Below are 14,515 nucleotides of genomic sequence, written 5' to 3' on the forward strand. Positions count from 1 at the left end.
CTCCTTGGGCCGGCGCGGGCCTCGGATCGGCTCAGCCCACCGTGGCCGACGCCGGGGCCGGACGCGCCGGTTCGGCCACGGTGCCGTCGGCCGCCCCGCCCAGCGTCGCCAGCCGCCGCAGGCCGGCCCGGCGCTGGAGCGCGCCGAGACCGACGGTGGCCGCGCCGAGACCGAGCCAGCCGAGCGGTCCGGCCGCCATCACCACTCCGGTCAGCAGCAGCGGCCCCACCGACTTCTGCACCGACTGGGACATACCGGCGACCCCCAGGTACGAGGCCCGGGCGCCCGGCGGGGCCAGCACCACCGCCAGCTCCCAGGAGCTCACCGAGCGCAGCAGCTCCGCCAGGGTGATCAGGACCGCCGCGCCCAGCAGCGCGACCGAGGCCACGACCGGCCCGACGCCGGTGGCGAGCACGATCAGCAGACAGCCGCCCAGCACCGTCACCCCGTACCAGCGCAGCGCGGCGGCCGCCCCGAGCGCGCCCTCCGCCCAGGCCGAGACCCGCAGTTGCAGCAGCACCACGAGCACCGTGTTGAGCACCAGGAAGACCGGGACGACGGCGTGCGGCGCGCCGGTGTGGTGGACCAGCCACAGCGGCAGCCCGACGTTGAGGATCGAGTCGTCCAGGTTCAGCGGGATGTCCAGCAGGACGAACCGCAGGTAGCCGCGGTCGCACCAGGGGCTCGGCACGGCGGACGGCGTCCCGGCGGGCTCGCCGCCGGGACGGTCGCCGGCCTTCGCCGCGACCAGGCCGTGCCCGGACGGCTCCCGGGTGCGCCGGACCAGTACGGCGGCCAGCAGGTAGGACAGCCCGTTGGCGGCGATCAGCACCCGGTAGGCGCCCGCGGTCCCCACCGCCAGTCCGATCGCGGCGACGCCCGCGCCGAGCGCGTACCCGGCGTTGGCCACACTGCGGAACAGCGCCTGGTAGGTGGCCCGCCGCTCGCCCGCCACCCGGGTCGCGAACAGCATCTCCAGCGTCTTGGCGGCCCGCTCGGCCAGGCAGATCAGGGCCACCACGGGCAGCAGCGCGGCGAAGTCGTCGACCACCAGGAGCAGTCCCATCGCCCCCAGCCGCAGCAGGTGGCAGCCGATCAGCAGCCACCGCACCGGGACCCGTTCGGCCGCCCGCCCGGCCAGCGGGGACCCGGCGATCCCCGCCACCGCCCCCACTCCGAGCAGCAGCCCCAGCTGGCGCGCGTCCATTCCGCACGCATAGGTGAAGTAGAGCACCGAGGCCGCCGCCCACACCCCCGTGCCGGTCCGGTCGACGCACTGCGCCAGCAGCATGATCCGCGCGTCCCGCCCGCCCGGCGGCCGCCGCAGCTGCGCCATCAGTCCGTTTCCCCGCATGGCAGTCCCCCGTCGCGCGATCGACATCAATCTCGACATCAAGATACTTCACATCAAGAGACCTTTGGAACCCCAAGGACCGCCCGTGACCACGAGCGGGCAGGCTCCACCGGACCCGCCTCGACGGACCCGCGCACTCGACCGGCGCCACCGGCGCAGCCCTCGACGCGCGGCGGGCGGTGCGCCACACTCTCCCCAGCAGCACCCGCGCTCCCAACGCACCGGCACGACTCAACGACCACCGCACCACGGAGAGCCGATCGGTGACCACTCGTCAACTTCTGGAGATCCCCTTCTCGTCCGGCCGGACCGGATCCGGCCCCGCCACCTGGGGCCAACGGGCCATCTGGGACGCCGTACGACAGCTGCCGCCGGCCGATGCGCCGCGCTACAACATCGCCACCGCGGCGCCGCTGGACCCGGGGCTGCCGCTGCCGGTCCTGCTGACCGCGCTGGAACAGCTGCTGCACCTGCACGACTCGCTGCACACCCGCCTGCTCCCGGACGAGGCCGGCGACCTCCGCCAGACCGTGGACGGCGAAGGCACCCTGGCCGTCCACCTGCTGAGCGCCGGGGAAGGCCAGGACCCGGCCGGGCCGGGCGCCCGGCTGCACGAGGAACTGGCGGCCCAGGCCTTCGACACCGCCGTCCAGTGGCCGCTGCGGATCGGCGCGGTGACGGCGGACGGGCTGGTCCGGCACGTCAGCCTGGTGCTCTCGCACACCGCGGTGGACGGCTCCGGAATGAGCCGGCTGGTCGCCGACCTGGCCGCGCTCTGCCTCGGCGGCTCGCCCGAGGAGCTGGCCGAGCTGCGCCGATCCACCCGACAGCCGCTGGAGGAGGCCGAGTTCCAGACCTCCGACCGGGGCCTGCGGCGCGATGCGGCGGCCCGCAAGCAGTTCGTGCGCAAGCTCCGACTGGGCCCGGACCGGCTCTTCCGGCCGGCCGCCGAGCAGCCCGCCCGGTTCCCGAACGCGGTGCTCCGCTCCCCCGCCCTGCCCCGGGCCGTCGAGCGGGTGGCGGCCAGGCACCGGGTCAGCACGGGCTCGGTGCTGCTCGCCGCGACGGCGGCGATGACGGCCCGGCTCGCCGGCTCGACCGAGGCCGTGCTGAACGTCGTGGTCAACAACCGCTTCCTGCCCGAACTGGCCGACGCGGTGAGCGTGGTCGCGGGCGACGGCCTGTTCCTTCTTCCGGACGCCACGGCCGAGTTCGGCGAGGTGGTGCGCCGGACCCACGCCGCGGCGATCGGTACCTACCGGCACGCGTACTACGACAGGTCGGCCCTGGACGCCGAGGTCGCGCGACTGGCCGCCGAGGGCGTCCGACTCGCGGACCGCTCCTGCGTGTTCAACGACACCCGGGAGCTCCTCCCGGTGGCGGCCGACCCCGGCGAGGACCGGACCACGCTCACCTGGCCGGTGGAGTTCGAACCGCGCCCCGGCCTGACCTACGCCCTGGACGTCCTGCGGTCCGCCGAGGCGCTGAGCCTGGCCATGACGGCGGACCCGTCCCTGCTCCCGCGCGCCGCGATGGAACGGTTCCTCTACGGCATCGAGGAGTTGATCCTCACCGAGGCCGCCGAGCGCGCTTGAACCTGACATTGATGTCAGGTTCTACCGTACCGGCATGACCACCACCGCCACCGCAACCCTGCTCACCCCGTACCGCCTCGGCCGGCTCGACCTGCCGAACCGCGTCGTCATGGCCCCGATGACGCGGTACCGGGCCGCCGAGGACGGTACGCCCCTGCCCGTCGTCGCCGAGCACTACGCCCAGCGCGCGAGCGCCGGCCTGATCGTCACCGAGGGCATCTGGCCCAGCCGGCAGGGCCAGTCCGGCTGGCGCCTGCCCGGCCTGGAGACGCCCGCGCACGTGGCCGGCTGGCGCGCGGTGACCGAGGCCGTGCACGCCGCCGGCGGCCGGATCGTCGCCCAGCTGATGCACGGCGGACGCCAGGGCCACCCGCTCAACCGGCTGCTCGGCGACGTCCCGGCCGGCCCCTCCGCCGTCCCCGCCCCGGGCCCGGTGCACGTCAAGGACGGCGGCAAGGCCGAGGCCGTCACCCCGCGCGCCATGACCCGCGAGGAGATCCACCGCACCGTCGCCGACCACGTCGGCTCCGCCCGCCTGGCCCTCGACGCCGGCTTCGACGCCGTCGAACTCCACGGCGCCAACTCCTACCTGATCCACCAGTTCCTGGCCGACAACACCAACCTGCGCACCGACGAGTACGGCCCACGCACCCTCGCCGACCGGCTGCGCCTCCCGATCGAGCTGGTCACCGCCGTCGCCGAGGCTGTCGGCCCCGACCGCCTCGGCCTGCGACTGTCCCCCGGCAACCCGCAGTTCGGCATGCACGAGGCCGACCCCGCGCCGGTCTACCGCGCGCTGCTCGGCGAACTCGACGCCCTCGGCCTGGCCTACCTCCACCTCACCGACAACGACGACTACCCGGCCCTGGCCGACCTGCGACCGCGCTGGTCCGGCCCGCTGATCGGCAACGTCGGCGAGAACCGCGCCGCCACCGACCGCGAGCGCGGTGAGGCGGTGCTCGCCGCCGGCCTGGCCGACCTGGTCTCCTACGGCCGTGCCTTCATCGCCAACCCCGATCTGCCGGAACGGTTCGCCGCGAACGGCCCGCTCGCCCCCGTCGACCCCACCCACCTCTACGGCCAGGAGGCCGCCGGCTACACCGACTACCCGCGCCTGCGACCGGCCGCCCGATCGTGAGCCGGATCGCGAGCCGGCCCGGGCTCCGGCCCGCGGACCTACCGACGGCACCCCCGTCCTGACCGACTGTCAGTGCCACCCGCTATGGTCGGCCCCGAACGATCCCAGCACGAACAGCACCGCAGGGGGCACCATGACCACACCGGGCACCGGCCCGCTCACCACCGCCGACCTCGTGGAGGGCTGGCACCGGGCGGGCGTCCGCGCGGGCATGGCGCTGATCGTGCACTCCTCGCTCTCCAGCCTCGGCCGGGTCGAGGGCGGCGCGGCGGCCGTGGTGGCCAGCCTGCGCGAGGCGGTCGGGCCCGGCGGCACCGTCGCCGCGCCGACCTTCACCTCCGACACGGTCCGTGACCCGGCTCCCGGGCACAGCGGCGCCCCTGGGCCCGAAGTGGCCGAACTCCGCTCCGCCGTACCGCTGTTCCACTCCGGGCTGCCCTCCGCCACGGGCGCGGTGGCGGAGGCACTGCGCACCCTGCCGGAGAGCCTGCGCAGCACCCACCCGCAGGTATCGGTCGCCGCCGTGGGCGCACACGCCCGGGAGGTCACCGCCCGGCGCTCGCTCGGCTTCGCCGTCGGCCGGGAGTCGCCCTTCGGCGCGCTGCACGACCTCGGCGGGTACGTGCTGCTGGTCGGCGTCGGCCACAACCGCAACACCTTCCTGCACTACGCGGAGACCTTCGCGCCCAACCGCCGGCTCAAGCTCCGCCGCTTCCCGATGGCGATCCAGGGCGAGCGGGTCTGGATCGAGGCACCGGACGTGGCGGACGACAACGACACCCACTTCCCGGTCGTGGGGCGGGAGTTCGAGGAGCGGGCGGGCATCCGCGAGGTGCTGGTCGGCGAGGCGGCCTGCCGCCTGGTCCCGGTCCGCGAGCTCATACCCTTCGCCGTCCGCCGCCTCACCGAACTGCTGGCGGCCGACGGCCCCGGAGCGGCATAGGCCGGGCCGACGGTCCCCGCCGTACGCGCGGAACCGCCGGCCCGATCCTCCTGTGCCGCCCTGCCGTCAGTGACGTCCCTCGTGCACCGAGCTGGTCTCCTGGATCTTCTTCCAGGACTTCGGCTCGACCGGGGGCTGCCCCGCGTCCCGGCCGGCGTCCGCGCCCGGCGCCAGCGAGGCCGAGGCAGAGGCAGCGGTGCCCGGCGGCACCGGTCCGACCGCGGGCTTGCTCGGGGTGAACAGCCAGGTGTTCAGCAGGTCCCCGAGCTTCTTCCCGGAGACCTTCTCGGCGTAGGCCTGGAACTCCGCAATGGTGGCGTTGCCGTAGCGGCGCTCGGTGGGCCAGCCCTTCAGGATCTGGAAGAACTTCTCGTCCCCGACGGTGTTGCGCAGCGCCTGGATGGCCAGCGCGCCGCGGTAGTACACCGCGAGGGAGAACTGGTTGTCCTCACCCGGGTCGCCCGGCTTGACGGTCCAGAACGGGTCGTCGGCCGGGCGTGAGGCGTAGATGTAGTCGGCCAGTTCCTGTGCGGTGCCCTCGTTCTCGTGCTCGGACCAGAGGAACTGCGAATACTCGGCGAAGCCCTCGTTCAGCCAGATGTCGGACCAGCGGGAGAGCGAAACGCTGTCGCCGTACCACTGGTGGGCCAGCTCGTGCACGACCACCGACGTATTGGTGCCCCTGGCGAACAGCCCGGGGCCGTAGGAGACCCGGGTCTGGGTCTCCAGGGCGCCACTGGACGGGGTGTTGGCGACGTAGCCGCCGACGGAGCTGAACGGGTACTCGCCGAAGTAGCCGCTCAGCCAGTCCACCAGCTCGCCGGTGCGCTCGATACTCGCCCGCGCCGCGGCGGCGTTGTCACCCAGATCCTTGCTGTACGCGTTGTAGACCGGCAGCCCGCTGGCCGTGGTGTCCCGGGTGACGTCGAACTTGCCGATCGCCAGCGTGGCCAGGTACGTCGCCTGCGGCTTGTTCTCGCGCCAGCTGTACCGGGTCCAGCCCGCCTGCGAGCTGGTGCCGGTCAGCACGCCGTTGCTGATCACCTGGTTGCCGTCCGGCACCAGCACCGAGACGTCGAAGGTCGCCTTGTCGCTCGGGTGGTCGTTGCTCGGGAACCACCAGCCTGCCGACACGGGCTCGCCGGCCACCACCGCACCGTCCGGGGTACGGCGCCAGGCGGTGTAGCCGCCGTACTTCTCCACGGTGGACGGCACATCCTTGTACCGCACCACCACGGTGGCCTGGGCGCCCTTGGCCAGCGGCCGGGCAGGGGTGATCTCCAGCTCCTGATCGCCGCTGGTGGCGAAGGCCGCGGGCCGCCCGTTGACCCGGACCTCGGAGACCTTCAGCGCGAAGTCGAGGTTGAACCGGGAGAGGTCCTGGGTCGCCGTGGCCAGGATCGTCGTGGTGCCCTCCAGCTCGTCGGTGGCGGGCTGGTACTTCAGCCGGATGTCGTAGTGCGACACGCTGTACCCGCCGTTGCCGAGGGTCGGGTAGTACGGGTCGCCGACCCCGTCCGCGCCGGGTTGGAAGCCGGAAGCGGAAGCGGGAACGGCCAGGAACAGGCTCAGGGCACTGGCGGCGGAGACGATCAGCCTCTTGCGCACATGGTCCTCCAGGAATCACCGGAACGACGGGTCGAATCGATCCTTCTCCCGTCAACCCCTCGCCCACTCCCCGATCGTGAGGTCTTCATGAAAAGAAACGCGCCGAAATGACGGCTCCGCATCGGTGCCGCGGAGCCGTCACATCGGCCGGTCCGACATGTCGTCAGTTATGGGCTTCGTGCACCGAGTTGGTCTCCTGGATCTTCTTCCAGGACTTCGGCTCGACCGGGGGCTGCCCCGCGTCCCGGCCGGCGTCGGCACCCGGCGCCAGCGAGGCCGAGGCAGAGGCAGCGGTGCCCGGCGGCACCGGTCCGACCGCGGGCTTGCTCGGGGTGAACAGCCAGGTGTTCAGCACGTCGCCGAGCTTCTTCCCGGAGACCTTCTCGGCGTAGGCCTGGAACTCCGCAATGGTGGCGTTGCCGTAGCGGCGCTCGGTGGGCCAGCCCTTCAGGATCTGGAAGAACTTCTCGTCCCCGACGGCGTTGCGCAGCGCCTGGACGGCCACCGCACCGCGCTCGTAGACCGCACCGGAGAACTGGTCGTCCGGGCCCGGGTCGCCCGGCTTGATCTTCCAGAACGGGTCGTCGGCCGGGTGCGAGGCGTAGACGTAGTCGGCCAGTTCCTGCGCGGTGCCCTCGTTCTCGTGCTCCGACCAGAGGAACTGCGCGTACCGGGCGAAGCCCTCGTTCAGCCAGATGTCGCTCCAGCGGGAGAGCGAGACGCTGTCGCCGTACCACTGGTGGGCCAGCTCGTGCACGACCACGGAGGTGTTGGAGCCCTTGGCGAACTGCCGAGGGCTGTAGAAGATCCGGGTCTGGGTCTCCAGGGCGTAGCCGGTCGGCACATTGGGGACGTAGCCGCCGACGGAGCTGAACGGGTACTCGCCGAAGTAGCCGCTCAGCCAGTCCACCAGCTCGCCGGTGCGCTCGACGCTCGCCCGGGCCGCGTCGGCGTTCTCCCCGAGGTCCTTGCTGTACGCGTTGTAGACCGGCAGTCCGCTGGCCGTGGTGTCCCGGGTGACGTCGAACTTGCCGATCGCCAGCGTGGCCAGGTACGTCGCCTGCGGCTTGTTCTCGCGCCAGCTGTACCGGGTCCAGCCCGCCTGGGAGGTGGTGCCGGTCAGCACGCCGTTGCTGATCGCCTGGGTGCCGTCCGGCACGAGGACCGAGACGTCGTAGGTGGCCTTGTCGGTCGGGTGGTCGTTGCTCGGGAACCACCACCAGGCCGCCTCGGGCTCGTTCGCCGCGATCCCGCCGTCCGGGGTGCGGTGCCAGCTGGTGAAGCCGTACCGCTTCACGGTGGACGGCACGCCCTTGTAGCGCACCACCACGGTGGCCTGGGCGCCCTTGGCGAGCGGCCGGGCGGGGGTGATCTCCAGCTCCTGCTCGCCGCTGGTGGCGAAGGTCGCGGGCCGCCCGTTGACCCGGACCTCGGAGACGTTCAGCGCGAAGTCGAGGTTGAACCGGGAGAGGTTCTGGGTCGCCGTGGCGAGGATGGTCGTGGTGCCCTCCAGTTCGTCGGTGGCGGGCTGGTACTTCAGCCGGATGTCGTAGTGGGAGACGCGGTAGCCGCCGTTGCCGTAGGTCGGGTAGTACGGGTCGCCGACCCCGGCCGCGCCGGGTTGGAAGTCGGAAGCGGAAGCGGGAACGGCCAGGAACAGGCTCAGGGCACTGGCAGCAGAGACGATCAGCCTCTTGCGCACGTGGTCCTCCAGGGATCACCGGAACGATGGGGTTGGATCGATCCTTGTCCCGGGTGCGCCCCGTCCACTCCCAAATTGTGAGATGTTCATGAAAAGAAACCCGCCGACATGACGGCTTCGCAGCGCTGCCGCGAAGCCGTCACACCATCCCGCGGGCCCCACCCGGCACCCGCACCCCACCCGTCACCCCCGCCCCACCCGCCACTCACGATCCGAGCGTCACCGGTGCCCGCACCAGCGAGCCGTACTCCGTCCACGAGCCGTCGTAGTTCTTCACGTGCGGGTACCCGAGCAGCTCGGTGAGCGCGAACCAGGTGTGCGCGGAGCGCTCGCCGATCCGGCAGTACGCGATCACCTCGCGCTCCGCTTCCACGCCCTTCCCCGCGTACAGCTCCCGCAGCTCCTCCGCCGAGCGGAACGACCCGTCGTCGTTGGCCGCCTGCGACCAGGGGACGTTGACCGCGCCCGGGATGTGCCCGGGCACCTGCGCCTGCTCCTGCGGAAGGTGCGGGGGCGCGATCAGCTCGCCCCGGAACTCGGCCGGCGAGCGGACGTCCACCAGCACCGCGTCCGCCCCGGGCTTGGCGAACACCTCCGCCTTGGCCAGGACTTCGTCCCGCAGCGCCCGCAGCTCCGGCCGTTCGGGCCCGCCGATCCGGTAGCCGGTGTGCTGGTAGTCCATCACCTCGGGGGTGAGCTCCCGCCCCTCCAGCTCCCACTTCTTGCGCCCGCCGTCCAGCAGCCGCACCGGCCCGTAGCCGCGCAGCCGCAGCAGCCAGTAGGCGTAGGCGGCGAACCAGTTGTTGTTGCCGCCGTAGAGCACCACGGTGGTGTCGTCCTCGACCCCGGCCGCCCGCAGCAGGTGCTGGACGCCGTCACGGTCGACGTAGTCCCGGCCGACCTGGCTGTGCAGGTCGGTGGTCCAGTTCCAGCCGACCGCGCCGGGGATGTGGTCCCGGTCGTAGGCCTCGGTGTCCTCGTCCACCTCGACGACCCGGATCGTCCCGTCGTCCAGGTGGTGGGCCAGCCATTCGGTGCGGACCAACGCCTCGGGGTGCGCGTAGCCGTTGCCGGTCATCCCAGGCCCTCCTTCGCTCTGCCCAGGTTGCTGCGCCCGACGGGGCACGGCGGGCCGCACGAGGACGGCAGGGCGTACGGGCACGGCTAGGCGCCGGCGACCGGGCCGGACAGTTCGAACCTACGCCGCCCGGCCGGCCCCGGCCACCCCGGCCGGGGGATCCGCCCGGGCCCCCGCCCGGGAAGCCCGCCCGTGCGCCGTCAGCCCTGCGCCGCGCCGTCGAGCCGCGCCACGTAGTACAGGTTCAGCACGTCCCCCTCGACCCGCTTCGCCTCGACCGAGCGGAACCCGGCCACCGCCAGCATCCGCCGGGCCGTCTGCTCGCCCCAGACCGTCCCGAGGCCCTCCCCGCCCTCACCGAGCGAGACCGTCATGCAGTAGAAGGTCGAGAAGGTGTAGAGCGCGGGCGCCAGCGGGTGGTCGATGTTCTCCGCCAGCTCGCTGCTGGCGGCGATGTCGCCCATCAGGAAGACGCCGTCGGGCCGCAGCGCGCCCGCGACGGCGGCCAGCGTGCGGGTCGGGCGGGCAAGGTCGTGGATCACGTCGAAGGCGGTGACCAGGTCGTACTCCCCGGTCAGCCCGGCCGAGTCGGCGACCTCGAACCGGGCGTTGCGCAGGCCCAGTTCGGCCGCCGCCGCGCGGGCGGCGGCGATCCCCTCGGCGGAGATGTCGATGCCGGTGAACCGGCTCTCCGGGAAGGCCCGGGCGAGCACCGTGACGGCGTGCCCCTGCCCGGTGCCGATGTCCACCGCGTCGATCCCGGCCCGCAGCCGCTCGGTCAGCCCGTCCGCCAGCGGCACGATCGCGTCCACCAGCGCCAGGTCGTACACCCGGGCGGTCTCCTCGGCCTGGAGCCGCTGGAAGCGCGGGTACGCCGAGTACGGCATGCCGCCGCCGGTGCGGAAGTGCCCGAGCAGCTCCTGTTCGACCTCGCCCATCATCGCGAGGAAGGGCATCATCCCGGCCAGGTTGTCCGGCCCGGCCGCCCTGGTCAGTGACGCCGCGTGCTCGGGCGGCAGCACGTAGGCGCGCTCCTGCGGGTCGTACTCCACGAAGCCGGCGACGACCATGCAGCCGAGCCACTCGCGCACGTAGCGCTCGTTCAGTCCGGCGGCCCGCGCGATCTCCTCGCCGGTCGAGGGGGCGAGTCCGGCCATCAGGTCGAACAGCCCGGTCTGGTGGCCGATGCTGACCATCAGGCCCAGGCAGGCGTCGTTGAGGACCTGCAGCACGCGCCCGCCGAAGGCCTCCTGTCTCACCGCGTCCAGTTCCCGTACGGACATGACTTCCTCCTCCGCGGCCGGGACGGCGCCCCCTCCTCAGTCACGCTACGCCACTCACCCGAACGGCCCCACAGCACAGGCGGTGGGGCCGTTCGGCGGATGGTCCGGCGGCTCCCGACGCGGCGCCGGACCGTTCGGATCAGCGGTGACGGTCCGCTCAGGAGAAGACGACGGAGCGCAGCTTCAGCCGGTCGCCGAGCTTCTTGCCGGGGTTCATGACGTAGAACACGTCTCCCTCGCAGCCGAAGTCCAGGTAGACCGTGGCCGTGGAGCGGGTGAGGTTCTCCGGCGCGAAGCCCGGAGCGTCCTCGGTCGTCCACGGCAGGTCGATGCACTCGCGGCTCTGCGGGTCGGCGAGGCCGGTGATGACCCCGGGGCCGACCTTGTAGAGGAAATCGCCCTCCGCGGCGTTGGCGGAGAAGGGAACGGCGAGGACGAGGGCGACCGCGCTGGCGGCGGCGAGCACGGCGTTGCGGAGACGCATGGGCGAGGGCCTTTCAGGTGGTACCCGGCGGTACCCGGATTCATCGGTGCGAGATCACCCTAGAGGCCCAAAATCCGCAAAAACGGTTCTTCTAATCCACCTATTCGAGTGGTTTAAAGGTTAAAACCGCTACCCGTCACCCTGCGGAGGTCCACCGGAAACCCCGTCAGTTCGGCGGAGCGGTGAAGTAGTACCCCGAGTCGACGAGCACCGGCAGGTACGCCTTCAGCGCCGCCACCGTCTGCGAGCGGTCCCCGCCGCCGTCGTGGTTGAGCACGATCGACCCGGGCCGGACGTTCTTGAGGATCCGGTCGATGATCGCCGAGGTGCCGGGCCGGGCCCAGTCCCTCGGGTCCACCGACCAGGCCATGTTCCGCATCCCGAGGTCGGCGGCCACCTTGAGCGAGGCCGCGGACCAGTCCCCGCCCGGCGCGCGGAACCAGGTGGGCTGCCGGCCGGTGGTGCGGTGCAGCAGGTCGGAGGTGCGCTCCAGCTCGTCCCGCACCTTGGCCTCGGACAGGTGCCGCAGGTCCGGGTGGGTCCAGGTGTGGTTGGCGATGTGGTGGCCGCGGTCCGCGATCTCCCGCACCAGGGCGGGGTGCTCGACCGCGTTCTCGCCGATCAGGAAGAACGTCGCCCTGATCCCGTACTGCTCCAACAGCGTCAGCACGGTCGGCGTGTGGCGGGGGTCCGGGCCGTCGTCGATGGTGAGCGCCACCACCCGCCGCTCCGGGTCCAGGTCGTACACCGGCTTGGCCTCCGCCTCGGTGAGCACCCGGCGCACGGGCACCGCACTCGGCGCGGCGGACGGCGGGGCGGACGAGGACGCCGCGGACGGCGCGGACGGCGCGGCGGCCGTGGCCGGTGCGGCACCCGGCCCTCCCGGCACCCCCTCGGGCCCCACCGGGGCGGACGGGGCGGCGGCGCCGCCCGCCGTGTCCGCGGCTCCGCCCTCCCCGCCGCCCACGTAGCTCCGACATCCGGCAGCCGTGCCCAGGAGGGACATTCCCGCCGCAACCAGTAGCAATCTGCGCGAAGTAATCTGACGATCTGACAGCATTGTGGATGCATGCCCCGGCCGTCGCCACCCCTCCCGGGGGCAACTCCGACAGCCCCGATCACCACTCCGACGGCCCAGGGCCATCGGCCGTCCACCCCGCTTCCGGAGATCTTCCACGGATCTTCCCCGACCGGACGCTCCACCTCCTGTCCGGACCGCTACGCTGTGCCTTCCCCAGTGTGATGATCTGCCATCAGAGGACGTGGCCATGACGACAAGTCAGGACTCCCCCCGCCCGGGCCCGCAGGACGGCGACTCCCCCGAGCTCAGCCAGTGGGAACGTTTCGGCGTCGACACCACCGCCCCGCACTCTGCGCGCGTGTACGACTACTGGCTGGGCGGGAAGACCAACTTCCCGCCGGACCGCGCCATGGGGCAGGCCATCGAGCAGGCCGTTCCCAGCGTCAAGGCGATGGCCAAGGCCAACCGGGCGTTCCAGGGCCGGGCCGTGCGCTACCTGGCCCGGGAGCACGGCATCCGCCAGTTCCTCGACCTCGGCACCGGCATCCCGACCTCGCCGAACACCCACGAGATCGCCGAGGCGGTCAGCCCCGGGACCCGGGTGGTCTACGTCGACAACGACCCGATCGTGCTCGCCCACGCCCGCGCGCTGATGGTCTCCAGCCCGGCCAGCCGCACCACCTACATCCACGCCGACCTGCGCAAGCCCGAGGAGCTGTTCGCCGACCCGGCGCTCACCGCCACCCTCGACCTCACCCAGCCGGTCGGCCTGCTGATGATCGCCGTCCTGATGCTGATCGCCGACGAGGACGACCCGTGGGGCCGGGTGGCCGCGCTGCGCGACGCCCTTCCGGCCGGCAGCTGCATCGCCCTGACCACCCCGACCCCGGACTTCGACCCGGAGGCCGTCGGCAAGGTCGCCGAAGCCGCCCGGGCCGGCGGGATGACCCTGGTGCCGCGCGGCTACGACGACGTGGTCCGCTTCTTCGACGGCTGGGACCTGGTCGAGCCGGGCGTCGCCCCGGTGCTGGCCTGGCGCCCGGACGGCGAGCCCCCGGCCGACCCGAAGGCCGCGTACTACTGGGGCGGCGTCGCCATCAAGCGCTGACCGACGAACGCCGGGTGGGACGGCCGCGAACCGTCCCGCCCACCGCGGCCGTCACTTCAGCAGCCGCGACAGCCGCCGGTCCGCCAGCGGCCTGCCCCCGGTCTGGCAGGTCGGGCAGTACTGGAACGAGGAGTCCGCGAAGGACACCTCACGAATCGTGTCCCCGCAGACCGGGCAGGGCTGACCGGTCCGGCCGTGCACCCGCAGCCCGAGCTTCTTCTCCGCCTTCAGCTCCCCCGCCGCCAGCCCGCGCGAACGCTCCACCGCCTCGCGCAGCGTGCCGCCCAGCGCCTCGTACAGCCGGGCCACCTCGTCCTCCGTCAGGCTCCCGGCGAGCTTGTACGGCGACATCCGGGCCGCGTGCAGCACCTCGTCCGAGTAGGCGTTGCCCACCCCCGCCAGCACACCCTGGTCCCGCAGCACGCCCTTGAGCCGCCGCCGCTCGCCGTGCAGCAGCGCAGCGAAATCCGCCAGGGTGAACGCCGGGTCCAGCGGGTCCGGACCGAGCCTGGCCACCCCCGGCACCTCGGCCGGATCCCGCACCACGTACACCGCCAGCCCCTTCTTCGACCCCGCCTCGGTGAGGTCGAACCCGTCCCCGGCCTCACCCGCCAGCCGCACCCGCAACGCCAACGGGTTGCGCGGCCCCGGCCGCGGCGGCTCGACGGGCAGGCCCTCCTTCCACCGCAGCCAACCGGCCCGGGCCAGGTGAACCACCAGGTGCAGCCCCTCGGCCTCGACATCCAGGAACTTCCCGCGCCTGCCCACCGCCCCGACCGTCCGCCCCTCCAACGCCGTCACCGGCGGTTCGTACGTCTTCAACGCACTGATCGCCACCGGCTGCACCCGAGCGATCACCCGCCCGATCAACCGCTCGGACAAAAAGACACTCAACGCCTCGACCTCGGGCAGCTCCGGCATGCGCCCAGTCTCCCCCACCCCACCACCCCCCCGCGCGCCCACACCCCCTCCCCCGAGAGCACCCCCACCCCCACCGCAAAGGTGCCCCCTCCCCAGCAAGGCCCCCGCGAGAGGGACGCGCTGCGGAAGGGGGCGGCGCAGGGGGTGGGTGCGGAGAGGGGCGTGACGGGTGATTTTCAGACTGCCAACGACACCCAGCGCCCCACCCACAGGGTCGGCAGTCTGAAAATCATCCAGCCCCCGGAGCACCCACCCCCGGAGCCGCCCCCGGCCCCCACCC

The 14,515-nt window shown here is 72.7% G+C and carries 13 protein-coding genes; 5 read left to right on the plus strand and 8 right to left on the minus strand.

Translation table 11 applies throughout. The features are described from left to right. Positions 1–31 precede the first annotated feature (31 nt). The gene (locus tag ACFWJ4_RS16935) at positions 32–1,336 is read right to left on the minus strand and encodes an MFS transporter (RefSeq protein ID WP_380544548.1); all 1,305 of its coding nucleotides are present in this window, start codon (positions 1,334–1,336) and stop codon (positions 32–34) included. A gap of 281 nt (positions 1,337–1,617) precedes the next feature. Here ACFWJ4_RS16935 and ACFWJ4_RS16940 point away from each other — a divergent pair, with 281 nt between their 5' ends. The 3 genes from ACFWJ4_RS16940 to ACFWJ4_RS16950 all read left to right on the plus strand — a co-directional run bounded on the left by ACFWJ4_RS16940 (position 1,618) and on the right by ACFWJ4_RS16950 (position 5,030). After that, complete coding sequence (locus tag ACFWJ4_RS16940; protein WP_380544550.1) at positions 1,618–2,949, plus strand: condensation domain-containing protein; 1,332 nt, start codon at positions 1,618–1,620, stop codon at positions 2,947–2,949. 34 nt (positions 2,950–2,983) lie between these two features. Continuing rightward, positions 2,984–4,087, plus strand: coding sequence for an alkene reductase (locus ACFWJ4_RS16945; protein ID WP_380544552.1), 1,104 nt, complete (start codon positions 2,984–2,986; stop codon positions 4,085–4,087). A 133-nt stretch (positions 4,088–4,220) separates the two neighbouring features. Continuing rightward, complete coding sequence (locus tag ACFWJ4_RS16950; protein ID WP_380544555.1) at positions 4,221–5,030, plus strand: aminoglycoside N(3)-acetyltransferase; 810 nt, start codon at positions 4,221–4,223, stop codon at positions 5,028–5,030. A gap of 66 nt (positions 5,031–5,096) precedes the next feature. Here the strand turns inward: ACFWJ4_RS16950 and ACFWJ4_RS16955 are convergent, their stop codons facing one another. The 6 genes from ACFWJ4_RS16955 to ACFWJ4_RS16980 form a co-directional block, all read right to left on the minus strand. Next, positions 5,097–6,638 (minus strand): M1 family metallopeptidase, encoded by a 1,542-nt coding sequence (locus ACFWJ4_RS16955; protein ID WP_380544558.1) that lies wholly within the window; start codon positions 6,636–6,638, stop codon positions 5,097–5,099. Between the two features lie 163 nt (positions 6,639–6,801). Beyond that, positions 6,802–8,340, minus strand: coding sequence for a M1 family metallopeptidase (locus ACFWJ4_RS16960; protein WP_380544561.1), 1,539 nt, complete (start codon positions 8,338–8,340; stop codon positions 6,802–6,804). A 205-nt stretch (positions 8,341–8,545) separates the two neighbouring features. Continuing rightward, complete coding sequence (locus ACFWJ4_RS16965) at positions 8,546–9,418, minus strand: sulfurtransferase (protein ID WP_380544564.1); 873 nt, start codon at positions 9,416–9,418, stop codon at positions 8,546–8,548. Positions 9,419–9,618: 200 nt separating this feature from the next. Beyond that, on the minus strand, positions 9,619–10,701 hold the full coding sequence (locus ACFWJ4_RS16970) for a class I SAM-dependent methyltransferase (protein ID WP_380544567.1): 1,083 nt from the start codon (positions 10,699–10,701) through the stop codon (positions 9,619–9,621). Positions 10,702–10,858: 157 nt separating this feature from the next. Beyond that, complete coding sequence (locus tag ACFWJ4_RS16975) at positions 10,859–11,185, minus strand: hypothetical protein (protein ID WP_380544570.1); 327 nt, start codon at positions 11,183–11,185, stop codon at positions 10,859–10,861. 166 nt (positions 11,186–11,351) lie between these two features. Continuing rightward, positions 11,352–11,960, minus strand: coding sequence for a polysaccharide deacetylase family protein (locus ACFWJ4_RS16980; protein ID WP_359904878.1), 609 nt, complete (start codon positions 11,958–11,960; stop codon positions 11,352–11,354). Here ACFWJ4_RS16980 and ACFWJ4_RS16985 point away from each other — a divergent pair. Beyond that, positions 11,953–12,156 (plus strand): hypothetical protein, encoded by a 204-nt coding sequence (locus ACFWJ4_RS16985; RefSeq protein ID WP_380544572.1) that lies wholly within the window; start codon positions 11,953–11,955, stop codon positions 12,154–12,156. The genes ACFWJ4_RS16980 and ACFWJ4_RS16985 overlap by 8 nt on opposite strands. A 297-nt stretch (positions 12,157–12,453) precedes the next feature. After that, positions 12,454–13,314 carry an SAM-dependent methyltransferase gene (locus ACFWJ4_RS16990; protein ID WP_380544575.1) on the plus strand — a complete coding sequence of 287 codons (861 nt, stop codon included), beginning with the start codon at positions 12,454–12,456 and terminating at the stop codon, positions 13,312–13,314. 51 nt (positions 13,315–13,365) lie between these two features. Here the strand turns inward: ACFWJ4_RS16990 and ACFWJ4_RS16995 are convergent, their stop codons facing one another. Then, positions 13,366–14,235 (minus strand): Fpg/Nei family DNA glycosylase, encoded by an 870-nt coding sequence (locus ACFWJ4_RS16995; protein ID WP_380356847.1) that lies wholly within the window; start codon positions 14,233–14,235, stop codon positions 13,366–13,368. Positions 14,236–14,515: the final 280 nt, after the last annotated feature.

Source organism: Kitasatospora sp. NPDC127067 (assembly GCF_042724755.1).
Taxonomy (GTDB): domain Bacteria; phylum Actinomycetota; class Actinomycetes; order Streptomycetales; family Streptomycetaceae; genus Kitasatospora; species Kitasatospora lactacystinica.

Excerpts from the sequence above, each read along its gene's own strand:
- ACFWJ4_RS16945 (WP_380544552.1), top strand. The coding sequence starts at position 2,984 with ATGACCACCACCGCCACCGCAACCCTGCTCACCCCGTACCGCCTCGGC.
- ACFWJ4_RS16935 (WP_380544548.1), bottom strand. The coding sequence starts at position 1,336 with ATGGCGCAGCTGCGGCGGCCGCCGGGCGGGCGGGACGCGCGGATCATG.
- ACFWJ4_RS16950 (WP_380544555.1), top strand. The coding sequence starts at position 4,221 with ATGACCACACCGGGCACCGGCCCGCTCACCACCGCCGACCTCGTGGAG.
- ACFWJ4_RS16965 (WP_380544564.1), bottom strand. The coding sequence starts at position 9,418 with ATGACCGGCAACGGCTACGCGCACCCCGAGGCGTTGGTCCGCACCGAA.
- ACFWJ4_RS16975 (WP_380544570.1), bottom strand. The coding sequence starts at position 11,185 with ATGCGTCTCCGCAACGCCGTGCTCGCCGCCGCCAGCGCGGTCGCCCTC.
- ACFWJ4_RS16970 (WP_380544567.1), bottom strand. The coding sequence starts at position 10,701 with ATGTCCGTACGGGAACTGGACGCGGTGAGACAGGAGGCCTTCGGCGGG.
- ACFWJ4_RS16990 (WP_380544575.1), top strand. The coding sequence starts at position 12,454 with ATGACGACAAGTCAGGACTCCCCCCGCCCGGGCCCGCAGGACGGCGAC.
- ACFWJ4_RS16995 (WP_380356847.1), bottom strand. The coding sequence starts at position 14,235 with ATGCCGGAGCTGCCCGAGGTCGAGGCGTTGAGTGTCTTTTTGTCCGAG.